This is a genomic window from Bradyrhizobium zhengyangense (assembly GCF_022012555.1).
In the GTDB taxonomy this organism is placed as follows: Bacteria; Pseudomonadota; Alphaproteobacteria; order Rhizobiales; family Xanthobacteraceae; genus Bradyrhizobium; species Bradyrhizobium zhengyangense.
In genome coordinates, this window is sequence record NZ_JAKLTZ010000001.1 from 475,682 (window position 1) to 500,813 (window position 25,132).

The following is a 25,132-nucleotide window of genomic DNA, read 5'->3' on the forward strand; positions in this document are numbered from 1 at the left end:
GAGGCCTAGAACGCGACCTCGTACATGTTGAGGATCGCATCCCGGCTTAGATCGCGCGGGTTGTTGTCAAGCAGGCGCCTGATGGCGTGAGCCTCGTCGGCCATCAGGCCAAGATCATTCCTGGGCACGCCGAGTGCCGACAGCCGCATCTCGACACCGAGATTCTTGCAGAACGCATAGGTGGCTTCGAATGCGCGCTTCGCATCGCTCTGCTCGGGCAAACCGAGCGCCCGCAGCACCGCGACCGTTTTCTCTTCGACCGCCGGCATGTTGAACGCCAGCGTGTGCGGGAAGATCATTGCGCAGGCGAGACCGTGGGCGATGTGATGGCGCGTGCCGAGCGGATAGGCCACGGCATGACCGGCGGTGGTGTTCACCGGCCCGAGGCAATAGCCGCCATAGAGCGAGGCCAGCGAGAGACCGGCGCGCGCCTCGCGATCACCACCATCGGCGACCGCGCGCTTGAGATAACGCCCGACAAGCCGCGCGCCTTCGAGCGCGTAGAGATCGATCGTCGGATGCGCCTTGCGGCTGGTATAGGCCTCGACGCAATGCGCCAGCGCATCGACGCCGGTGGCGGCGGTGATCTCCTTCGGCACGGTCGTCGTCAGATCAGGATCGACGATGGCGATATCGGCCAGCATGAAGCGGCTCTGCACCGCCTGCTTGTTCTGGCTGATGGGATCGGTGACGAGCGCGCGGGTGCCGGCTTCGCTGCCGGTGCCGGACGTCGTCGGGACCTGCATCAGCGGGACGCTGCGGCCGGCCACCTTCTCCGGCCCGACGATGTCGGCGAAGGGCACATCCGACGTGCACATCACCGCGACCAGCTTGGCGAGATCCATCGCGCTGCCGCCGCCGAAGCCGACGACGAGATCGGGCCTGACCTCTTTCGCCATCGCTACCGCCTTCTCGAGATTGGGCAGGTCCGGCTCAGGCTTGACCTCGCCGAACACATTGACTGAGCCCGGCAGCGCCAACGTGTCGACGCGGCGCGCATTGAAGGGGTCGGAGATGACCAGTGGTCGCCTGGCTCCAATCCGCTCGGCGAAGCGCGCGGCCGCGGTGATCGTGCCATTACCGAACTCGAGGATGGTGGGGCGAAGGATTTCGATGGGCGTGAAGGCGTTGGTCATCTCAGGCTCGATCTCGTTACTTGGAAGCGCCCGCGGCGAGCCGCTCGGCATAGTCGATGGCCTCGATCAGGCTGTGCTCGTTGGCGATGCCCTGTCCGGCAATGTCGAAAGCGGTACCGTGATCGACGGAGGTGCGGATGATCGGCAGGCCCAGCGTGATGTTGACGCCGGACAGCTCCTGCCAGCGGCCGGTGGCGGGATCGACCTGGAAGCCGAGCAGCTTGACCGGAATATGCCCCTGATCGTGATACATCGCGACCGCCGCGTCGAACTGGCCGGCGCGCAGCTTGACGAAGATGGTGTCGCCGGGCACGGGGCCGACAACGTCGAGACCGTCCGCTACCGCCTTGGCGATCGTCGGCGCGGAAACGTCGATGTCCTGGCGGCCGAACAGACCGCCCTCGCCGGCATGCGGATTGAGCGCGGCGATCGCGATCTTGGGCTTTGCAATGCCGAGCCGGCGCAGCGCATCATCGGTGAGATCGATCACCATGCGCAGACGCTCCGGCGTCAGACGCTTCGGCACGTCCTCCAGCGCCACATGGGTCGAGACATGGCTGACGCGCATGTTGCCGTGGGCAAGCAGCATCACCGAGCCGCGCACGCCGGTGAGATGCGCCAGCATCTCTGTATGGCCCGGGAAATGATAGCCGGCCTTGTTGAGCGCTTCCTTGTTCAGCGGCGCCGTGACGATCGCCGCCGTACGACCAGCCTGTGTCAGGCGCACGCCCTGCTCGATCGCCTTGTAGGCAAAGCGGCCGCCATCGGCGCTGAGCACGCCGGGCTTGATCGGCTCGCCTTCGGCGTCGGCTTGCAGATAACAGAGGTTCGGCCAGTCGCTATCATCGGCTGTGACTTGCGGGATTGCAACGTTGGCGCCGAGCGCGGCCTTCGCGCCATCCAGCGCCGCGCCGCTGCCGATGATCAACAGACGCAGATCGCCTTTTGCGATCCGGTGCTTCAGTCCGACGCAGGCCTTGACGATGATCTCCGGCCCGATACCGGCAGGATCGCCCATGGTGATGGCAAGGTGACGAGAGGTCATGTCGGATTCTCCAAGTTGAGAAAATGATTGGCCCGCAGCAGATCGCGCCACAGCTCGCGCGCGCCGAACGCTCCGGATTTCGAGATGACGTCGACGCCGGCCCAGCGGCCACCTTGCAGCGTCGAACGCGGCAAGCCCGGCGCGATGCGACCCGTGACCTGGAGCGCACGCGCGCCGAGGGCAAGGCATACGGCCTTCAACGTCTCGCCGCCAGCAACGATCAGGGTTCCAGGCGGATCGAGCGACGCGATCAGTGCCGTCAATTCATGCGCGATCCGCCGCGCCGCCTCGGAACGCGCAAGGCCCTCGGCAAGCGTGAATTTCACCAGGGCCACACCGTCATCCATGAGCTTCCGCTCAACAACGGCGCCGCCCTCGCCTTCAGCCAACGCAATGGTGGCCTCGCCACACGCCGCGAGCTGAGAGGCTGATGTCGCCTGATCGGAACCAAACAAGCCCAGCACCGGACGCTTCAGAACCGACGGCGCTGCGGCCCCATGATTTCGCGCAAGCGCTCCGGCCAAACCGCCGCTGCCGCACCAGAGCACAGGTCCTGGCATGCGCCGGGCCATTTCGACGACGCGATCAAGATCGAGATCGCTCTCGGCATCAAACACCTGAACGCCGCCTTGCGGCAGCGTGTCGGAGCTGCCACGTAGCGCCGCGATGCCGTCCTGCCTCAACTGGTCCAGCAGGTTGTCGCCGACACGATGCCAGTCGCCCTGCACGGTGCGCGCATATTGCTGGCCCTCGACCGTGCGGCGTCCCTGATAGTCGAAAGCAGGCGCGACGACGCAAGACGCCCAATGGCCGGTGCTCAGGCAGGCACCGAGCTCGGCCGCCCATGCGCCACGAAGCAGGCTGTCGACTTTCTTGTAGGCGATCTCTCCGTCCCAAAGCAGCGGCGCCAGCCGAGCGACGATCTCGACACTCTCGGCCTTCGAACGTTCACGTGTGCCGCTGTCGATCGCAAGGCTCAGGGAATCTGACGCAACAGGCGCCTCTCCCCAGACGACGTCGAATGGTCCGCACGGGCCGGCGAACTCCGCCGCGGTGTCGAGCGCCCCGGTGAGGTCGTCGGCAAGCATACGGACGCTGGTCAACGCCTCTCCGAAAGGTTCGGACATCGGATCGCCTCGTCGTGCGCGTCCGCCTCTAAGCGGCTTTCGCGAATGCCGCGGCACTCGCGAGCAATTCTTTCACTTGAGCTGCGGGTAAGGTCTCAAGCGGCGGCCGCAGGCGCTGCCAGCCCGCGTGACCGGTGCGCTCGGCCATCAGCGCCTTGAGCGAAGGCATCTGTGCGAAGCGCGAGACCAGCTCGCGCGCCTTCACGATCCGCGCCTGCGCTGCAGCAAGGTCTGCGTCGTCGTCGCTGTCGCGGAAATGCTTGAAGACATAGGCAAGATCGCGCGCCACGAGGTTCGAGGTCGCGGTGATGCAGCCCGCGCCGCCCTTGCGCAGCAGCGGCAGCAACAGGGGGTCGGCTCCGGTCAGCACCGCAAAGCCGTGGAAACGTTCGACCATCGCGGTCATGTTGGCGAAGTCCCCCGAGGAATCCTTGATGCCGACGATGGTCGACGGATACGCCTTGCGCAGCCGCTCGATCAGCGCATGCGAGATCGGCTGCATCGACATCTGCGGGATGTGATAGAGCACGATCTTGAGCCTGGCATCGCCGATGCGCTGGATGATCTCGCTGTAGGCGGCATAGACGCCGTCATCGCTGACGTTCTTGTAATAGAACGGCGGCAACATCACCACGGTACCGACGCCGACCGACAGTGCGTGGCGCGTCAACGCGACGGTCTCGGTGAAGGCCGCGACGCCGGTGCCCGGCAGCAACTGGTTCGGCTTGATGCCGCCGGCGATCACGGCCTCCAACAATGCAGTGCGCTCGGCGACCGAGAAGGAGTTCGCCTCCCCCGTCGTACCCAGCATCGCGATGGCATCGCAGCCTTCGTCCAGAAGGTAGCGGCAATGCGCGATGAAGCGCGCGTGATCAGGCGCGAGATCGGCGTCGAGCGGCGTCAGCGCCGCGGAGAACACGCCGTGGGAGTTCAAGGACTGGGGGTGCAACGACGATGTCGACAAAGCTTCCTCCGATCGTCAGATCGATGTTGTTCGGAATGCGAACATTTGTTATAATCTGCCTCGTTGGTAAGAGCAGGCTGCCGCGGCGTCAAGGGCCGTAGCTGTCATGATAGGGCATTCAGGCATGGCCAAGGTCGAAAACAAAGCGGCGAAGCGCACAGCGGACGCGGCTGCAAAATCACCGGAGCCCAAAAATCCGAAGAATAACTCCAAGAATTACGTCGCATCCGTCGGCAAGGCCTTTGCGGTGCTCAAGAGTTTCACCAGCGAGGCGTTCGAGCTGACATTGAGCGAAGTTGCCGCGCGCGCCGATCTCGATCGCGGCACGGCGTTCCGGCTGATCCAGACCCTGATCGAGCTCGGCTACCTCCAGGCGGTGCCGCAGAGCCGCCGGTTCCGTCTCGGCGTTGCCTGCCTCGATCTCGGCTACACCGTGCTATCGCACGGATCGTTGCGCGCCATCGTCGAGCCGTTGCTGCGCGACCTCGTGCCCGAGGTCGGCGATGCGGCCTCGCTCGGCATACTCGATGGCGGTGACGTGATTTATCTCGCACGCGTCAGTGCAGGCCTCGACCGCTACAAGATGGATCGCCGGCCGGGCACCCGCATCCCGGCCTACAGCGCTGCTCTCGGCCATGCCATGCTGGCGCATCTTCAGCGCGATGAGCAGATTGCGCGGCTGGAGTCACGCCCCCGCGTCAAGCTATCGGAGCGGACGCTGACCGATCTCGATGCCCTGCTCGCCCGGCTCGACCAGGTGAAGAAGAAGGGCCATGCCGTCTCCGATGGCGAGAACGCCTATGGTCTGCGCACGCTGGCGACGCCGATCCTCGACGCCCAGGGTTCTGTCATCGCCGGACTGAGCGTCACCGTGGATGCCATGCGCATGGACATGCCGACCTTCCGCGATCAGGCGCTGCCGAAGCTGATGCGGCTGACGAGCAAAGTACAGGAGCTCGCGATCAAGTCAGGACTGTTGAGCTGATCGGCATCTCCAGGCGGGACGCGATCTTGGCGGCGGCTATTCCGGAACGAGCGTCGCGAGACCGGCTTCGATAATGGTGATTTCCTCGCTGACCTGCGCGATGGCCTGCTTCGGATCGACACCAGTCACGGCCACCAATTGCCGCAGGAGGTCCTGGCGATGCGTCAAGATACCTTCCAGCGCATCACGATCGTTCAGCCTCACATAGCCCTCAACGATCAATTCAACGGAACGGGACATAAATACTCTCAGTACAAGCTGACTTTTGATCCGCGAAAATATCGCGCTGACGCGTGGCTGCGGGAATGAAGTCGCGTCAACCTTGACAGGTAAGATTAATGGTCGTGCAACGCACTGCCTAAACAGCGATACGTTCCAGATCGGCGGCGATCCTGACGCTCGGAAAGATCTTTGCCGCTTCGGCCAAGATCTCATCGTCCTCATAGCGACCCGAAAGATGAGTCAGCACGAGTTGTTGGACATTGTTGGTGGCCGCAAACCGGGCCGCCTCTGCTGCCGTGAGGTGGCCGTAGTCTCGCGCCGTCGGCGCATCCCGATCCAGGAACGTCGCCTCGATCACAAGCAGATCGGCATCCGCGACATGCTTCGAAAGCCCATTGGTGGTCTCGGTGTCGCCGATCACAACGAGCTTCTTGCCGCCGCTTGGCGGCCCCAAAACATCTTCCGGATCAATCGTCCGGCCGCCTTCAACCGTGATGGTACGCCCTGCGGCCAACTCGCCCCGCAGCGGACCATCAGGCACACCCAGCGCTGAGAGGCGATCAGACAACAGATGGCGGCGCGCCGGACTTTGGAATGAGAATCCAAAGCTGTCGGTGTCGCGATGGCGGACCGGAAAGCAGTCGATGGTGAAGTCGCCGGCGTCAATGACCTGCCCTTCAGACAGCGGCGCGAACTGTACGGAGATCGGCGCCCTTCCCGCGCCCCACAGGCCCGCGAGCATGGAGATCACGATATCGAGCGTCCCAGGCCCGCCATGGATGCTCATCACGTCGGAGATCTGTCGCAATCCCAGAGTCGAGAAGAGACCGGGAATGCCCAGCACGTGATCGAGATGACCATGCGTAAGGAGAATGCGGTCGAGCCGCCGAAAGCCGGCGCCACTTCGCAGCATCTGGCGCTGCGTCCCCTCCCCGCAGTCGATCAGCATGCGCGTGCCCGCGGCCTCCAGGAGAAGCGCTGGATGGTTACGTTCTGCAGATGGAACGCTCGCGGAGGTGCCGAGGAAAGTCAGGGCGAACATGGCGGTCAGTTGTCCAGCGGGTCGGCCGAGACCTCCCCCCCGGACGGCCTCACCGTTCCCAATGCCACGTGGGCAGCAGTGCGTATAGTCCCATCGACGCGGCTTCTGCGGCCTGGATGCGCTGCTGCCATTTGAGGAAGGCGCCTCGCTGCGTGAGGGCGCTCAATCGAAAACGCGAAAACAACCCCATGCACAGTACAAATCACTGGAGAAATTCGCGCCTCACGCCCCGCGCCTCGCCGACGGCGGACGTTTGACACGTCGGGCAAAACAGGCGCACGATGGCATGATCCCCAGTCGTGAATTCGCAATCACTCCGAACCATTAACGGTTCGGAAGCCATCGCCATTTCGAACGCGGCGCCCGCGCCGATCAGAACAAGAAGCCGTTGAGAGCAACGAGAAACTGCCGCGGCGATTGCAGCTGCGGCACGTGCGCGCAGCCCGGAATGATCTCGAGCCTGGCGTGCGGCAATCCGGCGGCGAGCTCGTGCGACATCGGCGGCGGCGTCGCCTCATCGTGCTCACCGACCAGAACGAGGACCGGAACCTTCACCGTGCCGAGTTGAGCGCGGAGATCGAGGCTTGCCAATGCATCGCACGCGGCACGGAAGACATCGGGATCCGTCCGCAGGAACGCTGCGCGACGATCCTTCATCAGCTCAGGATGTTGCTCCTGAAACTCCGGCGCGAACAGGCGCCGCATGGCGACGTCGGTGATCGCCTCCAGCCCTTTCTCGCGCGACACCCTCGCCATGTTGCGAAACGCTTCGCGGCCGGGCTCCGAGAACGCAGCGCCGCTGTCGGCGAGAACGAGCTTGGCGGCGATCTCAGGATGCCGGATCGCCATCTGCAAGGCGACGAAGCCGCCATAGCCGTTGCCGAGCACGATCGCCGGCGCGCCGTTCGCCGCATCCCGTACGGCCTCGGCCATCCGGTCCGCGACCGCAGCAAGGCCGCCCTCCACGGCGCCTGAACGGCCAAACCCGGGCAGCTCCGGCACGATGGTTCGAAACGATGTCGCAAGCTCCGGCGCGATCGCATCGAAGCTCGCGCGATCCGACAACAGCGAGTGAAAGAGAAACAACGGCGGCCCCTCGCCCGATTCCGCGGCGTTGACGGTTCCGTTGGCAAGAAGCCTGTCCATGTCCGGTCTTTCTCGATTGCGTCGGTCAGAGCACGCGCGACCCGCGCGTCCTATTGGCTCGATTGATAAATCAAATCGCCGGGAATTCAAGCATTGAGGCCTTGACGTGAAATATCAGGACTGAGAGATTATACTCACGGAGGTCCTACAGGTCATGCTTTTGCGCGAGAATATCTACGATCTTCTGAGAGCTGATATTTTAGCTTGCCGCCTTGCTCCTGGCGATGAAATGCGAGAGCAGGACCTCGCCGAGCGCTATGAGGTGAGCCGGCAACCGGTGCGGGACGCGCTTTTGCGATTGCAGCGCGAGCACCTCGTGACGGTGCAGCCGCGCCAGGGCTATCGGGTCACGCCGATCTCGCTCTCGGATGCGCGCGACCTCTTACGCTTCCGCCTTGCGCTGGAGCCGGCCTGCGTTGCCGAGGCGATCGAGAGTGCGCCTGACAGCGTCTTGAAATCGCTCGACGATTTTCGCCGCTTCTCGGGCAACCACGAAGACTTCATCGTCTACAATCGCGGCTTCCACACCGCGCTGGCGCATGCGTCCGGCAATCGCCGCATGGCAACGGCGCTCTGCGATTTGATCGGCCAGGCCGATCGGCTGGTCCGCGTCAGCGTTTCGAATCTGAAGGGACACGACCCGGCGAAACTCGTCGCCGAACACGTCGCGCTGATCGACGCCATGCAGAGCCGCGAAACGCGAACCGCGGCACGCATCATCAAGGCCCATATCGGGGCCACCGAAAAACGCGTTCTGCCGGCGCTCAAGCGCAACGCCGTCATCGTCGAAGAGAGGTCATCATGAACGTTCCGTCGAAACCCGCCTCGATCGACGTCGAAATTCACGGCAATTTCATCGATGGCCGGGAAGTCGAAGCCGGAGGCGGCGCGATGTTGGACGTGCGCAATCCTGCGACCGGCGATGTGATCGCCCGCATTCCCAATTCGACCGCTGAGGATATCGACCGCGCCATGCGAAGCGCACGCGCCGCCTTCGAAGGCAAGGCCTGGGGCGGCATGGACACGCGCGCACGCGCCCGGCTGGTCAACAAGCTTGCCGATGCCTTCGAGGCCAATCTCGACAGCCTGTACCGGCTGGAGACCCTCAACAACGGCCGCCCGATCAATGAGACCCGCGCCCAGCTCTCCCGGCTCCCCGACTTCTTCCGCTACTTTGCCGGCGTCGCGCTGTCGCGCCGCGATTCCGTGATCCCTGTCGAGGGCGCGTATCTCAACTACACGCTTCGCACCCCTATCGGTATCGTTGCCAACTGCACACCGTTCAATCATCCGCTGATGATTCTGTGCAAGTCGCTCGCCGTGGTGCTGGCGACCGGCTGCGTCACCGTGGTCAAGCCGTCCGAATACACGCCGCTGACGACCTTGAAGCTCGCGCAGATCTTCACCGAGGCCGGCCTGCCGCCTGGCGTCTTCAATATCGTTCTCGGTCTCGGCCAGAGCGCCGGCAAGATGCTCGCCGAGCATGGCGACATCAACAAGCTGGTCCTGACCGGCGGCACCGAGGCCGGCCGCATCGCCGGCAGCGCGGCCGCAAAGGTGTTTGCGCATCAGACCATGGAGCTCGGCGGCAAGACACCGGTGATGGTGTTCGACGATTTCGACGTCGACCGCGCCGTCAATTACGCGGCGTTCGGTGCCTTCATCGGTGCCGGGCAGACCTGTGTCTGCGCATCGCGTCACATCGTGCAGGCCTCGATCTATGACGAGTTCGTCGAAAAGCTGAAAGCCAAGACCCGCACGATCCGCATCGGCGATCCCTTCGATGCCAACACCCAGCTCGGCCCCGTGATCTCGGCACGGCAGCGCGACCGCGTGCTCACCTATTCCGGCTACGGCCACCAAGACGGCGCGCGTCTCGTCACCGGCGGCGTTGCCGCGAAGGTGCCGGGTCACGACGCTGGCTATTTCGTCGAGCCGACGGTCTTTGCCGACGTCACCTCCGATATGCGCATCTTCCAGGAGGAAGTGTTCGGTCCCTTCACTTCGGTGACGCCCTTCAAGGACGAGGCCGACGCGCTGCGGCTTGCCAACGACTCGCCCTTCGGCCTCGCCGCGGCGATCCGCACCCGGGATGTCGCCCGCGCCCACCGCGTCGCCGCCTCCGTCAAGGCCGGCATCGTCTGGGTCAACGACCACCACCGGCTCGATCCGGCCTCGCCCTGGGGCGGCGTCGACGATTCCGGCATCGGCCGCGAATGCGGCACAGAAAGTTTTGACGACCACTTCAACACCAAGAGCGTGATGGTCGCCACGCATGAGCAGCCGTTCGACTGGTATCGCGACACGGCCAGCCAGAAACGGCTGAACTAGCAGAACGACACGCGGCAGATCGCCCAGAGAAGGCGGGCCGCATCATCGGGATTTCAGTCAAGGGAGAGCGTCAATGTCGACATCGGTGAACGCAGGCAGCCGTCTTGATCGGCTGCCGATCGGGCCATTCCACCGCCGCATCATGCTGCTGATCGGCATTGGCATGTTCTTCGACGGTTTTGATATTTACATCGCCGGGACCGTGCTCAGCGTGACGCTGAAGACGGGCTTCTCAACCCTCGCCCAAAACGCGGTTTTCATCTCCGCGACCTTCGTCGGCATGATGCTGGGATCGTTCGGCACCGGTTTTCTCGGTGACCGCTACGGACGCCGCTTCACCTATCAATTCAATTTGCTGCTTTTCGGTCTCGCTTCCCTGGCCGCCGCGTTCGCGCCAAGCATGGCCTTCCTGATTGCCTGCCGCTTCGTGATGGGCGTCGGGCTCGGGGCGGAGAATGTCGTCGGCTATTCGACGATGACGGAGTTCGTGCCCGCGCGGACCCGCGGCAAATGGCTCGGCTTCACCACCGTGTGCGTCGTCACCGGCCTGCCCGTCGCGCTGCTGGTCGCGTCGGTGGTGGTGCCGCAGTTCGGCTGGCGCTCCATGTTCGTGCTCGGCGGCATCGGCGCGCTCATCGTCTGGTACATGCGCAAGTCACTGCCGGAATCGCCGCGCTGGCTGGAAGCGGTCGGACGGACCGCGGAGGCCGAAGCGCTGATGCAGGCCATCGAGAAAGAAGCGGCACAAGGCCAGCCCTTGCCCGCGCCGGTGGCCACGACATCGGCCCCGGTCGCTGCCGATCTCGGCACGCTGTTCACCGCACCCTTGCTGTCGCGGATGATCGTCGGTGCGGTCTGCCTCATCACCATCAACACCCTGCTCTACGGCTTCGTCACCTGGCTTCCGGTGTTCTTCGTCAAGCAGGGTCTCTCGATCGCAACCTCGTTTGGCTATTCGCTGCTGATGGCACTCGGTGCGCCGATCGGCTCGGCGATCGGTGCGCTGACTGCAGATCGCTGGGGCCGCAAGCCGACCATCATCGGGGCGTCGCTGGTCTCGGTGGCGCTGGGCATCCTCTATCCCATGATCTCGGATCCGATCCTGCTGCCGGCCGTGGGCTTTGCGCTGACGGTGCCGATCTACGTCCTGGTGGCCCTGCTGTTCGGCATCTACATCCCCGAGCTGTTTCCGACCGAGGTTCGCCTGCGCGCCTCCGGCATCGTCAATACGCTGGGGCGCGGCGCCACGATCGTCACACCGTTCCTCGTTGTGTCGCTGTTTGAATCGCGCGGCGTTGCCGGCGTGATGGCGCTGATGATCGGGCTGCTGGTGATTCAGATCATCACGGTCTGGGCGCTTGGCATCGAGCCCAGGCATCGCAGCCTCGAGGAGCTGAAGACGGAGGAAGCGGCGGCGCCCGTTCTGAGCGAAGTGTCCTGAGAACCAATAGCTCCACGCTCTCTCGCTCATGACGCTCCGATGGCTGACATCGGGGCGTCTTGCTTTGCTGCACTCTCCGGCGGCGAGCTGGAGCGTGTACTTGGCAACAAGGGGCTCGAACGGGCTCACCGAAATATCCTGGACGAACACCCCACACAACCGCTGCGGAGCGCCGCATACTTGCGCAAGCCAATGAGACCAGGTCGTCCGAACGGACGGCTACGCTCATGAAAAATATTTCACGCAGTCCGGGCAGCTTGGCGCACCAACTTGAAATGCATCAGCGATGCTGACCCTTTGAGGTTGCAATCCGGCAACATCGGTCGAGGAAAATGCTGGTAAGCCAAATGGAACCGGCGTTTGCGCTCGTCAATCGCACGTCCTCAAATTACGCTGCCGTTGGAATTTGCATTATCAATAATTTCTAAGGGGGAAGTCTGCATGAAGGCTGCTCTTAAATCGGCGATCGCGTCGTCGATGATCATCGCAAGCGTCGGCTCCACATACGCGGCTGACATGGCCGTCAAGGCGCCTCCACTGCCGCCGCCGGTCGTTGTAAGCTGGACCGGCTGTTACATCGGTGGTGACGTCGGCTGGTACCACGCTCATCAGAACGGGGACACATCGGCGTTCCCCTCACCGGGCTTCGGAGCGCCTGCGATCAACGGAGCGGGAATCGCGGGGTACGGCGTTCTACCCACATCGCATGGTTTGTCGCGCGACAGCGTCTTGGGCGGCGGCTATGGAGGCTGCAACTGGCAGCAGAACAAGTGGGTGTTTGGCTTCGAGGGCGATATAACATGGACGGACAATAAGACGGGAAGCGACGCCCAAACCGTCGTCGGCTCGTTCACGGGGCAGCCCGCCAACTTCCCCCCGTTGGGCACGAACATGCAGTTAAACAGCTCAACCCAGTGGTTGGCTTCGTTGCGAGGACGCGTCGGCATGGTCGTGGGTGCTGGCGACAACGTGTTGCTCTACGGCACAGGCGGTGTGGCCTTTACTGATACCAAGTACTCTGCCGTGTTCACCCCGTCGACGAATCCGGCTGGCCTGTTCGGATTCGGATGTCCGGGCGCCGCTGCCACCACGTGTTTTGGGACCTCGGCCGTTGCCTTCTCACGAAACCAAGTCGGCTGGGTCGCCGGCGCCGGCGTCGAATGGCGAGTTGCGCCGCAGTGGCTGGTTCGCGTCGAATACCTCCACTACGGATTTGACGGTGCGAGCGGCATCGTACCGGCCGTCCTAGCCAACGGGGCAGCAGCTTGCGCGGGTTGCGGCTGGCGCGCGAACTGGGGCAACCTCGACATTGACAGCGTGCGCGTAGGCGCGGCCTATCAATTCGGTGGTCCGGTGGTTGCGAAGTACTGATTGAACGTCTTCCTCCGGGAAGCGAAGAAAGTCCCGGCTTGCGCCGGGGCTTTTTTTGTTTGCGGTGCCATCCAGGCAGGACGCTGGCCATATCGTCTGTTGGCCCGTCAGCGAAGTTGCGCCGCGTCTGACGGAGGTTCGCTCATCGCCGTAGGGCGGACCGGATTTGCTCAACCTGAGCTCTTCGCATTTTGACCTTGAGCCGACGTACTCGCGGCCCCGAGGCAAACTCGGCGTTAACGGCGCGGTATCCTAATTCAATTTTGACGTGTGAAGCGTTTGGCGAACGGCCGTAAACTGGTGATCGTTACTCTAGGAAGCGCCATGGACCCTTCTCTCAGACCCGGCAACCTCGTCAGACACAAGAGCGGGGGTCCCATCATGATGGTGACGATGGCATATCCTCGGCTCCAGATGATGCCGCACGTCAAATACGAATGCACTTGGATCGATAACCAGCAGAAGATGGTCGCGGATTTTGAAGAAGAATTGTTGCAGCCGGTCTACGCCGACGGTTCGCCGCGAACATTCTAGAATCGTGTTGTCGCCGGCGGGCTCGCGGATGGAGGCGCGTGATGATTTTCTGGCAACTGGTTAGTCTTGTTGGCGCGGCTTACATCGGGACCGGGTTCGTGTATGTCCGGCTGACGTCACTAGACGCACACTATTTGCGCGTCCCGCCGTCAATTCTGAAATGGCCCATAGAGACGATTTCCAATTCGCAATTCTCTTACTTGCTCATGTTCGCACTGCTCGTGGCGGTCATCATCTGCAAATACGCATGGGCCACATAAGTCCTGGGCCACATAAGTTGTGTCTTGGTGCGATTTATCAACGCCGCCTCTTGGCCGTTGAGCGACATTGAGAGAATGCTGCTTTTCCGCGGCTGCAAGAGTCTGAGCGGACATTAGGCGGCCTGCCGCTTAACGAGTTCAAACCTACTCCCGCTCCGACTGCGCCTCAACCGCCTGCACCGCGACATCAGCCACCTGCCGCAGCGCTTCGCGATCAGAGCCTGAAGAGGCCATCACGCCCATGCCGACGGACACCGCCGAGACATAACGCGCGAGTGCTGCGGGATCCGACGTGTCCTTGAGATCGCCCTCTGCCTTGGCCCGGACAAAGCGCTCGCGCAGTTGCTCTTCGTTCTGGGCGCGGCGCGCTGCGAGTTCGAAGGGGACGTTTTCGGAGCCGGCACCGGTGGCGATGCCGCCTTGCACGAGCAGGCAGCCCGGCGGATTGGCGGGATCGGTCTGCTTCTCGGCGATGCCCATCAGCATCCGCTCGGCGACTTCGCGGGCGGTCGGTGCGGACACCACTTCGTCCATCCACGCGCCACGCAGTTTGGTGTAGCGGTCGAGCGCGGCCTTGAGCAGGCCTTCCTTGTTGCCGAAGCAGGCATAGAGGCTCGGCGGGTTGATACCCATGGCCTCCGTGAGCTGGGCGATCGTGGCGCCCTCATAGCCATGGCGCCAAAACACTTCCATCGCCCGATCCAACGCGACATCAGCGTCGAATTCGCGGGGGCGTCCCATGCCCATGCCACTATCCTCCTTGGATTCGGCGTCGTCCCTCGATCTAACGCCTGGTCCTATCTATTTGTTCTATCTTTCTTTTCTCTTCCGCCTTCCCAATCTTGCGGTAAGCGGGTACAATTTTCTTAGCGAACGGTATATAAGTATCTTGCGCTGCGGTATCCAGCTCCACATCTGTAGTAAACACTACATATCTGGAGCGCGCAAATGCCCCCCACCCAAACAACCTCTCGTCCCGGCCGGATCCGCCGACTTCTCAGCGGCGTTGCTGTTGTGGGCGCCCTCGCCGTGGCCGGCTCGATCGCGACCGGCCATTATTTTCGCGCCGCGCAGGCGACCGCAACGGCGGCGGCAGCCGAACAGGCCGTTCCCGTCACCGTCGCGCTGATCGAACCAAGGCAGACCGTGCTGTGGGACGATTTCTCCGGCCGGCTCGAGGCCATCAACCGCGTCGAGCTTCGGCCGCGCGTTGCCGGCGCGATCCTCGCGACCAATTTTACCGAGGGTGCACTGGTGAAGGCCGGTGACGTCCTGTTCAAGATCGATCCGGCGCCTTATGAGGCCGAGGTCGACAAGGCCAACGCGCAGCTCGAGGCCGCGAAAGCGCGCGTCGTCTTCACCCAGGGCGAGCTCGAGCGCGGCGCGCAACTGGTCGGCAATGCCGTGGTCACGCGGCGCGACTACGACCAGCGCGACAATGCCAATCGTGAAGCGATCGCCAATGTGAAGGCGGCCGAGGCGACTCTGCAGACCGCGAAGCTCAATCTCGACTACACCGAGGTGCGCGCGCCCGTGGACGGCCGCGTCGGCAAGATCGAAATCACCGTCGGCAATCTCGTTGCCGCCGGCACCGCCTCTCCCGTTCTGACCTCGCTGGTCTCGGTCAATCCGATCTACGCCTCCTTCGACGCCGATGAAGAGGTTGTGCTGCGCGCACTGAACTCGATCGCGGAGGTGTCGGGAAAGCGCGGCAATCTCGATCAGATCCCGGTGGAAATGGCGACCTCAGGCGGACTCTCCGCCAAGGGCCACATCCAGCTCATCGACAACCAGGTCAACGGCCAGAGTGGCACCATTCGTGTGCGCGCTGTTTTTCAGAACGACGACGGGCGTCTGATCCCCGGCCAATTCGCCCGCGTGCGGATGGGCCAGCCGAAGCAGCAGACGCTGGTGATGATCGACGAGCGCGCGATCGGCACTGACCAGGACAAGAAGTTCGTGATGGCTGTTGGCGATGACAGCCGTGCGGTCTACCGGCCGATCACGCTCGGCGGCGCGGTCGACGGCCTGCGCATCGTCACCGCGGGTCTGAAGCCCGGCGATCGCATCGTCGTCAACGGTCTGCAGCGCGTGCGTCCTGGCGCTCTCCTCAAGATGGAAGTGGCCGCGATGGGTGCGCGCGGACAGCAGGCCTCCAACCACAGCAACCAGGACGTGGTGCAACGCTAGTCACCGTCATTCCGGGGCGCGCGTAGCGCGAACTACGGTGCGCAATAGCGCACCTGAGAATCTCGAAGTAACGAGGCTCAGAGCACATCACCTCTGGATTCCGGGTTCGCGCTTAGCGCGCCCCGGAATGACGGCGGAGCTGTGTGGAGACGAGAAAGATATTGCCCAGGGGCAAAGCCATGAATCTCTCAAAGTTCTTCATTGATCGTCCGATCTTCGCCGGCGTGCTGTCGGTGCTGATCTTCCTCGCCGGACTGATCTCGCTGTTCGCGATGCCGATCTCGGAATATCCCGATGTCGTGCCGCCCTCGGTGCTCGTGCGTGCAACCTATCCCGGCGCCAATCCCAAGGTGATCGCTGAGACGGTGGCGACGCCGATCGAGGAGCAGATCAACGGCGTCGAAGGCATGCTCTACATGTCGAGCCAGGCGACCACCGACGGCGCGATGACGCTGACGGTGACGTTCCGCCTCGGCACCGACCCCGACAAGGCGACGCAGCTGGTGCAGAACCGCGTGCAGCAGGCCGAGCCGCGCCTGCCGGCCGTGGTGCGCCAGCTCGGCATCATCACCAAGAAGTCTTCGCCGGACCTCACCATGGTGGTGCATCTGTTGTCGCCGAACAACCGTTACGACATGACGTATTTGCGCAATTATGCGGTGCTCAACGTCAAGGACCGCCTCGCGCGCATCGACGGCGTCGGCGACGTCCAGCTCTACGGTGCCGGCGACTATTCGATGCGGGTCTGGGTCGATCCGCAGAAGGCGGCCGAGCATGGCCTGACCGCGAGCGACATCGTCAAGGCAATCCAGGCGCAGAACGTCGAGGCCGCCGCCGGCGTGGTCGGCTCGTCGCCGAACGTCAAGGGCATCGACCTGCAGCTCTCCGTCAACGCGGAGGGCAGGCTCGCCAACGAGGAGCAGTTCGGCGACATCGTGGTCAAGACCGGCACACGCGGCGAGGTCGTGCGCTTGCGCGACGTCGCCCGCATCGAGCTCGGCGCCTCCGAATACGGCCTGCGCTCGCTGCTCGACAACAAGCAGGCGGTGGCGATCCCGATCTTCCAGGCACCGGGCTCCAATGCGCTCGAGATCTCCGACCACGTCCGCGCCACCATGGCCGAGATCAAGAAGAACATGCCGGAGGGCGTGTCCTATCAGATCGTCTACGACCCCACCCAGTTCGTGCGCTCCTCGATCGAGGCCGTGATCCACACGCTGCTGGAGGCGATCGCATTGGTGGTGCTGGTCGTGATCCTGTTCCTGCAGACCTGGCGCGCCTCGATCATCCCCCTGCTCGCCGTGCCCGTGTCGATCGTGGGCACGTTTGCGGTCATGCACGTGTTCGGCTTCTCCATCAACGCGCTCAGCCTGTTTGGCCTGGTGCTCGCGATCGGCATCGTGGTCGACGACGCCATCGTCGTGGTCGAGAACGTCGAGCGCAACATCGAGGGCGGGCTGTCTCCGCGCGATGCCACCTATCAGGCGATGCGCGAGGTGTCGGGACCGATCATCGCGATTGCGATGGTGCTGATCGCCGTGTTCGTGCCCCTCGCATTCATCTCAGGCTTGACGGGGCAGTTCTACAAGCAGTTCGCGCTGACGATTGCGATCTCGACCGTGATCTCGGCCGTCAACTCGCTGACGCTGTCACCGGCCCTGTCGGCGCTGCTGCTGAAGGGTCACGACGAGCCGAAGGACCGGCTGACGATCATCATGGAGAAGAGCCTCGGCTGGTTCTTCCGCCGCTTCAATCAGGCGTTCACCTACTCCTCGAACAGCTACAGCGGCACCGTCACCAAGGTGATCTCCGGCAAGGCTGCGGTGATGGGGCTCTACGTCGTCCTCGTCGGCGTCACCGCCTTCCTGTTCCAGCAAGTGCCTGGTGGATTCGTGCCGGGCCAGGACAAGCAATATCTGGTCGGCTTCTCGCGGCTGCCCGATGGCGCCACGCTCGACCGCACCGAAGAGGTGATCCGCAAGATGAGCGACATCGCTCTGACCCAGCCCGGTGTCGAGAGCTCGGTCGCCTTCCCGGGCCTGTCGATATCAGGCTTCACCAACTCCTCCAACGCCGGCATCGTGTTCTCGACGCTGAAACCGTTCGACGAGCGCAAGGATCCCTCACTCAGCGGTCCCGCGCTGGCGGCCGAGCTGAACAAGAAATATGCCGGCATCCAGGAAGCCTTCATCGCCATGTTCCCGCCGCCGCCGGTCAACGGTCTCGGCACCATCGGCGGCTTCAAGCTCCAGATCGAGGATCGTGCTGGCTTGGGCTATGAAGCCCTGAACGATGCAACCAAGGCGTTCATGGCGGCGATGCAGAAGGCGCCGGAGATCGCCGGCGTGTTCTCGAGCTTCCAGGTCAACGTGCCCCAGCTGTTCGCGGACATCGACCGCACCAAGGCGTTGCAGCTTGGCGTGCCCGTGACGGAGGTCTTCAACACGCTGCAGATTTACCTCGGGTCCTACTACGTCAACGACTTCAACAAGTTTGGCCGCACCTACTCCGTCTATGTCCAGGCCGACGCGCCGTTCCGCGCCCGGGCCGACGACATCAGGCAGTTGAAGGTGCGTTCATCATCCGGCGACATGGTGCCATTGTCGGCGCTGCTCACGATCCGCCAGAGCGCAGGTCCGGAGCGTGCGATCCGGTATAACGGTTTCCTGTCGTCCGACATCAACGCGGCGGCCGCGCCGGGCTATTCGTCCGGCCAGGCGCAGGAAGCAGCGACGCGGATTGCGGCGGAGGTGCTGCCACCCGGCTTCGCCTTCGAATGGACCGACCTGACCTATCAGGAGTTCATCGCCGGCAATTCCGGGCTCTGGGTGTTTCCGCTGGCGATCCTGCTGGTGTTCCTGGTGCTAGCCGCGCTCTATGAGAGCCTGACCCTGCCGCTCTCGATCATCATGATCGTGCCGATGGGCCTGTTGGCTGCGATGTTCGGCGTCTGGCTCTCGAAAGGTGACAACAACGTCTTCACCCAGATCGGACTGATCGTGCTCGTGGGACTCTCGGCCAAGAACGCGATCCTGATCGTCGAATTCGCGCGCGAGCTCGAATTCGCCGGCCGCACGCCGATCCGGGCCGCGATCGAGGCGAGCCGGCTGCGCCTGCGTCCGATCCTGATGACCTCGATGGCGTTCATCATGGGCGTGCTGCCGCTGGTGCTCTCGACCGGCGCAGGTTCCGAAATGCGGCGCGCGATGGGCGTTGCCGTGTTCTCCGGCATGATCGGCGTCACCGTGTTCGGCCTGTTCCTGACGCCGGTGTTCTATGTACTGCTGCGAACCATCACCGGCATGAAGCCGCTGGTGCATCACACCAGCGACACCAACGCCGCGCCAGTTCAGGGCTCAGTCACCAATCCCGGCCACTAGATCAGGGATATCCCGGAGATCAACAACAGCACGAGCACAGTCTTGCGAAAGACCGTCTCGTTGACCCGGTGAAACGCGATCACGCCAAGCGCGGATCCGGCAAACAGCGCAGGCAGGCTGACGGCGAGGTCGACGAAGACCTTTGACGAGAGGTCCTGGTGTCCCACCAGCAGAGCGATCGCAAAGACCTGCATCGCCGCAATGAACGGCTGCACCAGGCCGCGCTGCTCGCTCTTGGGCATGCCGCGCATGTCGCACCAGATCGTCGGGATCGCGCCAGGCATGGCGGTGAGCCCGCCGACGAGCCCTCCTCCGAATCCGATCAGCGCAACCCAGTGCCGGCCGACTGCCTCGCTGGCCGTCACCAGCGTCGGTCGCAGCAGCATGTAGCCGGCATAGAGGGACACGACGATGCCGAAGCCGCGCCGGAGCAGATGCGTATCGGTCGATTGCAACAGCGAGACTGCGATGGGAACGCCGATCAGTCCACCGACGATCAACAGGAGGCTTCCCTCCCAGCGGATGCTGCGCCGAAGCGCCCACAGATTGGTTGCCTGCACGCCGATGCTGCACGCCATCATCAGCGGCACCGCCTCCAGCGGCTGGAACACGCGCAGCAAGACCGCGCCCGCCACCGCCGAGAATGCGAAGCCGGAGAGCCCCGAGACGAAGGCTCCGGCGAACACGGCAACGCTGAGCAGCAGGAGGGTCGCGACGTCAGGCATGGTCCGCCCTCCGCTCAGTCGTAAGGAATCTGGGATACGGGCGCTACGGTGCTGTCCGCGCACGCCGCAGGCTCGCGCGGAAACGACACCTGCATGGCATGCGCGTGAGCTCGCTCCAGCATGACGAGACCGGCGAGTTGAAGCGTGACGAGGGCCGCGGTGAGAGCCAGCGCGACACTATTGAGGTTACGTGTGCTCGAGACTGCGGCGACTGGCCGAACGCTGGTGCGCATCAGATCGGTGGGCATCTTCTATAAATTCCTCTTCGCTGCAGACAGAATCGATTTCGTTCAAAGGCAATGTTTCATGCTGCGTTTCCAGGAGATGGCGATAGCGCCGCAACACGCGCCGCGCCTCGATCGCACGCTGCTGATGCAGCGCTGCGAGCATGCGATTGGCAACGCCGTGGAACGTCCCAACCAGGCTCCGGAACGGTGTTGGCATGACAACCTCCTTTCAACCTGCAAGCGAGATTGATGGACTTCACGTCCGCGCGCTGTGAGTTGCTTCACACGAAGCTCGAGCGCGACGAACAAGAAATCGTGTGCGTTCTGGTAGGAGAGAACGCAGCAAATCGCGTCACCCAAACGAATGACGCGCAATAACATTCTGATGATGAATTTGAAGGCGACGCGCTGATGCTTGCTTCAGCGCCCTGATGCGTCAGTGGACGAGCGGATTGGAAAACCCGGCCGCGAGCTTGACGAGGTCGGCCTGACGCGAAACACCCGTCTTGGCGAAGACGCGATGCAGATGCGTCTTCACCGTCGTCTCCGCGATGCCGAGCGCGATCGCGGTCTCTGGAACTCCGCCGACCTCGACGATGGATTGCAGAACCCTGAGCTCCGCAGGCGTCAATCCGAACGTACGGTCGATCAGGCCGGCGCACGACTGACTGTCGACCTCGGCCTTCCAGACAAACAGGGCTCCGATGGCGCCGCCAACCGATTCTGCTCCGTTACGCAGCAGCGAGGGCAGCGCGACGATTTGCGCGATGTAGTAGGAACCGTCGTGCGACATCAGCGGAATTTTCTGGTCCGAGGCCGCCGCCAAGGCAACCTCTCCCGCGTCACGAAAGGTCTCGCGCAGGACGGAATTTGCTGCGGACGATCTTGCCACGAGCCGCCCCGAAACCGATCGCAGGACGTCGTCGGCGGCGAGCAACGCCTCCGCGGCCGGATTGCCGTGGACGATATTGCAGGCCGCATCGAGCAGGATCACGCCTGCGTTCAGTTGATCCACGACGTCAGCGAGCGCGGTCGCGCGCTGCTGCTTCCGCTCGATCGCTCGATTGATCACCAGGGCCCGGCTCGCATGCGAGACGACGGCCTGCATCCTCGCCCGCTGCACCGCGTCGAGCATCTCCTTACCCGGAATCACGGTCAGCAACATCGGACACGACGACTGCGACTGCTCCAGAACCACGTTGGCGACATCGGCGCAGCCCTGTGGGCGCAGCCATTCCTGATAGAAGCGGCCACGGCGATATTCCTCGAAATTCACGAGGTCCGGGATGTTGCGCACCTCGCCATAGCGGGGAAGCCTGGCGAGGGGATCGTACCGGGCGTAGGTTTCCGCATAGAGCTGGATGTAGTGCGGATCGACCCCGCAATAATAATGCGTCGCACCGGACTTGCTGATCGGATCCTTCGAAATCAGACCGCAGGCCCGGCTGCCAATGAACCCATTGAGCATGACGACCACGTCGCCCCACAACCCAGGATCGAGACCGGCATCATAGATGCGCTCGATCAAATCGGACTGTTTTGGAGGTCGGGGCATCGAAAGAGCCAATGGTCAAACAGGCGATAGCGAAATGTTCTTCATGCCCGGCGGCCTAGGTGAGTCTATCACAGAAGCAAAAGGTTCAACTCAGACAGCGATCACCAAGCTATCACAACCCCCGCATGCGGTATCCTCCGATCGGAGGATGCGCCGGCCGGGCGGATGGAGCCCGGCCGGCAAGCGCCGCGTTCAGGCCGCCAGGGCTGATGCCGGCTCAGAACGCGACGCGTAGGCCCCCTTTCGCGGTTCCGGTGCGGCTCTGGTCGGACATCACCATGCCCTCCACGGCACCGAACACGGATACGTTCCTGGTCGTGCGATAGTCGAGGCCGAAGCCCGCCACCGCGCCGATCGTGCTTCGGCTGCCCGGCGTGTCGAAGGACAGGTTCTGCCCGAGCAGCACCGTGTTGATGCCGGTGTCGCCGACGCGCTGGAGTGCGATCACGCCGCCGTGGACGTTCGCCGTGAGCGCGCCACCGTCGAAGCGTGTCACCCTGGAGAGATCGACCTCGCCACGCTCCTCAAGATCCTGGAGCGTGCGGCTGCCGACCGACAAGCCTTGCGCCGAGCCGGCCTCGCTATAGCCGTCGAACCGGCCCGCGACGTAGCGCAGCCGCGCCGTCGGCGTCAGCAGATAGCCGTTGCCGATATCGAGCTTGTAGCCATAGGCGAGTTCGGGGCTGATGTACCAGCCACTGTAACTGGCGGTCGCCGTCTCCATGCCGCCGACCGCGGCATTGTTGAGCACCAGCCGCCGCGATTTGTTGTCGGCATTGCCGCCTTGGAGCGTGAAATCGAAGAACTGCGCGGCCCATTCGAAGCGGCTGTAGGCGCCGGCAAAGACATAAACGGTGTCGACCGACTGCGAGTTGAGGTCGACCGAGAGGCCGCCCTGCCCGCCGCCGAGGAAGGCGCCGACCAGCCAGTTCGGCTGCACCTTGCGGTCGAGGCCGATCGCACCGCCCCACGCGGTCGAGGTCGCGCGCAGGGTTGCGGCGGTTTCGTCCTGGATGCGCTGACCGCCAAAGCTGTTGGCCCAGACCGTGATCGGCGCCGGATCGGTCCAGAGACTCTTCGGTGCCTTGGTGAAAGGGCCGGCCTGCGCGGTATCTGGCGCAAAGGCCATCGCCATCATGTTGTTCGCGCCGGACCCAGCGCCGCTCAAGCGGCCCCGCACCAGCGAGGACACACCGCCGGTGAAGTCCATCAGCGTGCGGTCCGTCTGGGCGAGCGCAGTGGGGTCGAGGGTTGCCAGCGTCGTTCCGGAGACGACTGACGGACCATTGAATCCCGAGGTGATGGTGTTGATCGTGCCGTCGAAATTGATGAAGGTCGGCAGGTCGATCGTTGTCAGCGACGATACCCTGCTGCGCACTCCGAAATCGACGTTGACGACGTCGTTGCCGAAGCCGAAATCGACCACGCCGTTGATCTTCGATCCCGGCCGCAGCGTCAGCGTATCCGCGTTGGCGGAGAGCTTGATCGCCGTGCCGCCGGTTCCGGTAATCGTGCCGGAGTTCGCGATCTCAGCCCCGCCCCGCACCTGCACACCGGTTTCACCGGAGATCGAACCCGAGTTGACGATGGTTGCGGCGCCATCGACCGACACACCGCGCACGCCCGTGGAGATGATGCCCGCATTGTTGATCGCAGCGGTTCCCCGAACGGAAATGGCCTCCGCGGCCGGTGCACCGGTGATCGTTCCGGAATTGCTCAGCGTCAGCGCATCGAACGCTTGAATTGCGGCGCCGTCATTCGCTCGGATCGTGCCGGAATTGGTGATCTCGGCTGTCCGGGCATCGACGCCAGCGGCCGCAAAGCTCGATTCCACGATGCCGGCATTGTTGAGCTTGACGTCGACGGCACTGATGCCGAATTGGCCGCCGGAGATCAGCCCGCCGGCGGCGTTGTCGACCGTCGCCGTGCCATCGGCGCGGATTCCGATTCCGCCGCCTGCACCGCCCTTGATCGTGCCCGCATTGACGATGGTCGCGTCCGTTTTGGCGAACACCGCGGTGGAATTGAAGTTCGTACTCTGGATTGTGCCACCGTTGTTGTTGACCGTCACGGAACCTGACGGCGATCGGATCGCATTGAACTCGCCTGAGATCGTGCCGGTGTTGGCCGTCACGATCACCGTTCCGGCGAGGATAGCGAAGCCGCCGCCGTTCAATGCCAGGATCTGTCCGGCATTCGAGACGTTCGCGATCAGCGCATTGACGGCGGATCCGTTCTGGTCGAGCGCCTGTATGGTGCCACCGCTGCCGTTCGTCACCGTTGCCGTATTGGCAAAGACGCCTTGCGCTCCGGCTTCTATCCTTCCGGAATTCGAGGATACCACGACGGTATTCGCTGCGATGCCCCGGCTTCCCACCGCGTTGCCAATAACCTCGCCGGCGTTGGCAACCGTGACAGCGCTCCCGCTCGATATGGCGACGCTGTTCGCGAGGGTGGATTCAATTTCGCCAGAAGCGCCGTTGTTGATCGTGGCCGCCCCGGCGGAGGAGATGCCGGCCAAGCCTCCCGCGATCGTGCCGGTGTTGCTAGCGACAGTCACGGTGCCGGCGCGAATTGCCACGCTGCCGCTCGATGTTGCGAAAACGGAGTTGGCGTTGTTGATGAGGACGCTACCGGATGTCGTGATCGCTGCGCCGTTCGTTCCGTCTGCGAAGACTGACCCGGAGCTGGTGTTGTTGACCACAACGGAGGTCGTTGCAAAGATTCCAAACCGGAGTCCATCGACTTGGCCGGAGTTGGTCGCCAGGTTGACAATGTTTGCCTGGATCGCGATTCCACCTGTGCCGATCGCGAAGATGCCTGCTGCATTCTCAATGTTCACCGTACCAGAGCTGCTGATGGCGATACCATTGGTCCCTGCTGCCTGAACGCGATCTCCGGTGTTCTTCAGGTCGAGGTCCCCACCGGCCGCAATTCCGGTGGCGTCATTCGACGCCGCGGTGCCGCCGAGGATGGCGCCGGCATTGTTGATGGCGCCCCGGTTAAGCGTGACGCCGGAGGTCGTGCCGTTCAAGAATGTGCCTGAGGTCACGTTGATGGTGTTGCCGGTGTCGGTTGCCGATCCATAGCCGATCGTCCCGTTCGCATTGGTTACCGTTCCGGAGCAGGTGACGACCGCATCATTGACCGGTGACGGCGGCGTGCAGGCGGCTTCCGCGCGTTCAGTCATGATCCATGGCGCCAGCAGCAGCGCGGACACCGGGATCCGCAGCACGCGGGGGCTGACGGTCATAAGAAGCCTTCGTTTCATTTCATTCCCCAAACGAAGCCTGCCACGCGACGCGCGTGCAGCCTGTTGCGATCGCCCTCCTCCGATCGGAGGAGGGCGACGCCGCGATCCGTGAATCGCTGATCGCCAAGGTAGAAGGACGCCCATCATCCGACTTGGACTAATGCGACTGGGTTTCGGCTCAAAACGAACTGAGGCCCT

The 25,132-nt window shown here is 63.4% G+C and carries 20 protein-coding genes; 8 read left to right on the forward strand and 12 right to left on the reverse strand.

Features of this window, described 5'->3' with window-relative positions; all coding sequences use genetic code 11:
* Positions 1-5 precede the first annotated feature (5 nt).
* The 4 genes from L6639_RS02360 to L6639_RS02375 are packed head-to-tail and all read right to left on the reverse strand — an operon-like array spanning position 6 to position 4,272.
* On the reverse strand, positions 6-1,136 hold the full coding sequence (locus L6639_RS02360) for an iron-containing alcohol dehydrogenase (RefSeq protein WP_237858617.1): 1,131 nt from the start codon (positions 1,134-1,136) through the stop codon (positions 6-8).
* 16 nt (positions 1,137-1,152) lie between these two features.
* Positions 1,153-2,181, reverse strand: coding sequence for a 4-hydroxythreonine-4-phosphate dehydrogenase PdxA (gene pdxA / locus L6639_RS02365; protein WP_237858618.1), 1,029 nt, complete (start codon positions 2,179-2,181; stop codon positions 1,153-1,155).
* Positions 2,178-3,284, reverse strand: coding sequence for a four-carbon acid sugar kinase family protein (locus L6639_RS02370; RefSeq protein WP_237859405.1), 1,107 nt, complete (start codon positions 3,282-3,284; stop codon positions 2,178-2,180). Before L6639_RS02370 ends, pdxA begins: the two co-directional genes overlap by 4 nt.
* Before the next feature lie 52 nt (positions 3,285-3,336).
* Positions 3,337-4,272, reverse strand: a complete 936-nt coding sequence (locus L6639_RS02375) for a dihydrodipicolinate synthase family protein (RefSeq protein ID WP_237858619.1) — start codon at positions 4,270-4,272, stop codon at positions 3,337-3,339.
* A 124-nt stretch (positions 4,273-4,396) separates the two neighbouring features.
* Between L6639_RS02375 and L6639_RS02380 the strand changes: the two genes are divergently transcribed.
* On the forward strand, positions 4,397-5,257 hold the full coding sequence (locus L6639_RS02380) for an IclR family transcriptional regulator (protein WP_237858620.1): 861 nt from the start codon (positions 4,397-4,399) through the stop codon (positions 5,255-5,257).
* A gap of 36 nt (positions 5,258-5,293) precedes the next feature.
* On the opposite strand, the gene L6639_RS02385 is transcribed toward L6639_RS02380, so the two are convergent.
* The 3 genes from L6639_RS02385 to L6639_RS02395 form a co-directional block, all read right to left on the reverse strand.
* Positions 5,294-5,497: a hypothetical protein gene (locus L6639_RS02385; RefSeq protein WP_128952352.1), complete on the reverse strand. Its 204-nt coding sequence runs from the start codon at positions 5,495-5,497 to the stop codon at positions 5,294-5,296.
* A gap of 118 nt (positions 5,498-5,615) precedes the next feature.
* Positions 5,616-6,521: a ribonuclease Z gene (rnz, locus tag L6639_RS02390; RefSeq protein ID WP_237858621.1), complete on the reverse strand. Its 906-nt coding sequence runs from the start codon at positions 6,519-6,521 to the stop codon at positions 5,616-5,618.
* Positions 6,522-6,893: 372 nt separating this feature from the next.
* A complete protein-coding gene (locus tag L6639_RS02395; protein ID WP_237858622.1) occupies positions 6,894-7,667 on the reverse strand; it encodes an alpha/beta fold hydrolase in 774 nt (257 codons plus the stop codon).
* Between the two features lie 154 nt (positions 7,668-7,821).
* Between L6639_RS02395 and L6639_RS02400 the strand changes: the two genes are divergently transcribed.
* From L6639_RS02400 to L6639_RS02420, 5 genes are all read left to right on the forward strand, one after another.
* Positions 7,822-8,472 carry a GntR family transcriptional regulator gene (locus L6639_RS02400; protein WP_237858624.1) on the forward strand — a complete coding sequence of 217 codons (651 nt, stop codon included), beginning with the start codon at positions 7,822-7,824 and terminating at the stop codon, positions 8,470-8,472.
* Positions 8,469-9,998 (forward strand): aldehyde dehydrogenase, encoded by a 1,530-nt coding sequence (locus L6639_RS02405; protein ID WP_237858626.1) that lies wholly within the window; start codon positions 8,469-8,471, stop codon positions 9,996-9,998. The genes L6639_RS02400 and L6639_RS02405 overlap by 4 nt, the downstream gene beginning before the upstream one ends.
* Positions 9,999-10,071: 73 nt before the next feature.
* Positions 10,072-11,439 (forward strand): MFS transporter, encoded by a 1,368-nt coding sequence (locus L6639_RS02410; protein WP_237858628.1) that lies wholly within the window; start codon positions 10,072-10,074, stop codon positions 11,437-11,439.
* A 441-nt stretch (positions 11,440-11,880) separates the two neighbouring features.
* Positions 11,881-12,810, forward strand: a complete 930-nt coding sequence (locus L6639_RS02415) for an outer membrane protein (protein WP_237858629.1) — start codon at positions 11,881-11,883, stop codon at positions 12,808-12,810.
* Positions 12,811-13,134: 324 nt separating this feature from the next.
* Positions 13,135-13,344 carry a DUF2158 domain-containing protein gene (locus tag L6639_RS02420; protein WP_276576221.1) on the forward strand — a complete coding sequence of 70 codons (210 nt, stop codon included), beginning with the start codon at positions 13,135-13,137 and terminating at the stop codon, positions 13,342-13,344.
* 404 nt (positions 13,345-13,748) lie between these two features.
* On the opposite strand, the gene L6639_RS02425 is transcribed toward L6639_RS02420, so the two are convergent.
* On the reverse strand, positions 13,749-14,351 hold the full coding sequence (locus L6639_RS02425; protein WP_237858631.1) for a TetR/AcrR family transcriptional regulator: 603 nt from the start codon (positions 14,349-14,351) through the stop codon (positions 13,749-13,751).
* Positions 14,352-14,552: 201 nt separating this feature from the next.
* On the opposite strand from L6639_RS02425, the gene L6639_RS02430 reads away from it, so the two are divergent.
* A complete protein-coding gene (locus L6639_RS02430; RefSeq protein WP_237858632.1) occupies positions 14,553-15,794 on the forward strand; it encodes an efflux RND transporter periplasmic adaptor subunit in 1,242 nt (413 codons plus the stop codon).
* A gap of 179 nt (positions 15,795-15,973) precedes the next feature.
* Positions 15,974-19,174 carry an efflux RND transporter permease subunit gene (locus tag L6639_RS02435; RefSeq protein ID WP_237858633.1) on the forward strand — a complete coding sequence of 1,067 codons (3,201 nt, stop codon included), beginning with the start codon at positions 15,974-15,976 and terminating at the stop codon, positions 19,172-19,174.
* Here the strand turns inward: L6639_RS02435 and L6639_RS02440 are convergent.
* The 4 genes from L6639_RS02440 to L6639_RS02455 all read right to left on the reverse strand — a co-directional run bounded on the left by L6639_RS02440 (position 19,171) and on the right by L6639_RS02455 (position 24,934).
* Positions 19,171-19,899 carry a sulfite exporter TauE/SafE family protein gene (locus L6639_RS02440; RefSeq protein WP_237858634.1) on the reverse strand — a complete coding sequence of 243 codons (729 nt, stop codon included), beginning with the start codon at positions 19,897-19,899 and terminating at the stop codon, positions 19,171-19,173. The two genes, L6639_RS02435 and L6639_RS02440, sit on opposite strands and share 4 nt — an antisense overlap.
* A gap of 186 nt (positions 19,900-20,085) precedes the next feature.
* Positions 20,086-20,343: a hypothetical protein gene (locus L6639_RS02445; protein ID WP_237858635.1), complete on the reverse strand. Its 258-nt coding sequence runs from the start codon at positions 20,341-20,343 to the stop codon at positions 20,086-20,088.
* A 219-nt stretch (positions 20,344-20,562) separates the two neighbouring features.
* Positions 20,563-21,681 (reverse strand): helix-turn-helix transcriptional regulator, encoded by a 1,119-nt coding sequence (locus L6639_RS02450; protein WP_237858637.1) that lies wholly within the window; start codon positions 21,679-21,681, stop codon positions 20,563-20,565.
* A 217-nt stretch (positions 21,682-21,898) separates the two neighbouring features.
* Positions 21,899-24,934, reverse strand: coding sequence for an autotransporter outer membrane beta-barrel domain-containing protein (locus L6639_RS02455; RefSeq protein WP_237858646.1), 3,036 nt, complete (start codon positions 24,932-24,934; stop codon positions 21,899-21,901).
* Between the last annotated feature and the right edge of the window lie 198 nt (positions 24,935-25,132).

Bases quoted from the DNA above. Each gene is read 5' to 3' on its own strand.
- L6639_RS02400 (WP_237858624.1), top strand. From the start codon at position 7,822: ATGCTTTTGCGCGAGAATATCTACGATCTTCTGAGAGCTGATATTTTA.
- pdxA (WP_237858618.1), bottom strand. From the start codon at position 2,181: ATGACCTCTCGTCACCTTGCCATCACCATGGGCGATCCTGCCGGTATC.
- L6639_RS02385 (WP_128952352.1), bottom strand. From the start codon at position 5,497: ATGTCCCGTTCCGTTGAATTGATCGTTGAGGGCTATGTGAGGCTGAAC.
- L6639_RS02405 (WP_237858626.1), top strand. From the start codon at position 8,469: ATGAACGTTCCGTCGAAACCCGCCTCGATCGACGTCGAAATTCACGGC.
- L6639_RS02410 (WP_237858628.1), top strand. From the start codon at position 10,072: ATGTCGACATCGGTGAACGCAGGCAGCCGTCTTGATCGGCTGCCGATC.
- L6639_RS02380 (WP_237858620.1), top strand. From the start codon at position 4,397: ATGGCCAAGGTCGAAAACAAAGCGGCGAAGCGCACAGCGGACGCGGCT.
- L6639_RS02445 (WP_237858635.1), bottom strand. From the start codon at position 20,343: ATGCCAACACCGTTCCGGAGCCTGGTTGGGACGTTCCACGGCGTTGCC.
- L6639_RS02415 (WP_237858629.1), top strand. From the start codon at position 11,881: ATGAAGGCTGCTCTTAAATCGGCGATCGCGTCGTCGATGATCATCGCA.
- rnz (WP_237858621.1), bottom strand. From the start codon at position 6,521: ATGTTCGCCCTGACTTTCCTCGGCACCTCCGCGAGCGTTCCATCTGCA.
- L6639_RS02395 (WP_237858622.1), bottom strand. From the start codon at position 7,667: ATGGACAGGCTTCTTGCCAACGGAACCGTCAACGCCGCGGAATCGGGC.
- L6639_RS02420 (WP_276576221.1), top strand. From the start codon at position 13,135: ATGGACCCTTCTCTCAGACCCGGCAACCTCGTCAGACACAAGAGCGGG.
- L6639_RS02360 (WP_237858617.1), bottom strand. From the start codon at position 1,136: ATGACCAACGCCTTCACGCCCATCGAAATCCTTCGCCCCACCATCCTC.
- L6639_RS02430 (WP_237858632.1), top strand. From the start codon at position 14,553: ATGCCCCCCACCCAAACAACCTCTCGTCCCGGCCGGATCCGCCGACTT.
- L6639_RS02455 (WP_237858646.1), bottom strand. From the start codon at position 24,934: ATGACCGTCAGCCCCCGCGTGCTGCGGATCCCGGTGTCCGCGCTGCTG.
- L6639_RS02450 (WP_237858637.1), bottom strand. From the start codon at position 21,681: ATGCCCCGACCTCCAAAACAGTCCGATTTGATCGAGCGCATCTATGAT.
- L6639_RS02425 (WP_237858631.1), bottom strand. From the start codon at position 14,351: ATGGGCATGGGACGCCCCCGCGAATTCGACGCTGATGTCGCGTTGGAT.
- L6639_RS02435 (WP_237858633.1), top strand. From the start codon at position 15,974: ATGAATCTCTCAAAGTTCTTCATTGATCGTCCGATCTTCGCCGGCGTG.
- L6639_RS02440 (WP_237858634.1), bottom strand. From the start codon at position 19,899: ATGCCTGACGTCGCGACCCTCCTGCTGCTCAGCGTTGCCGTGTTCGCC.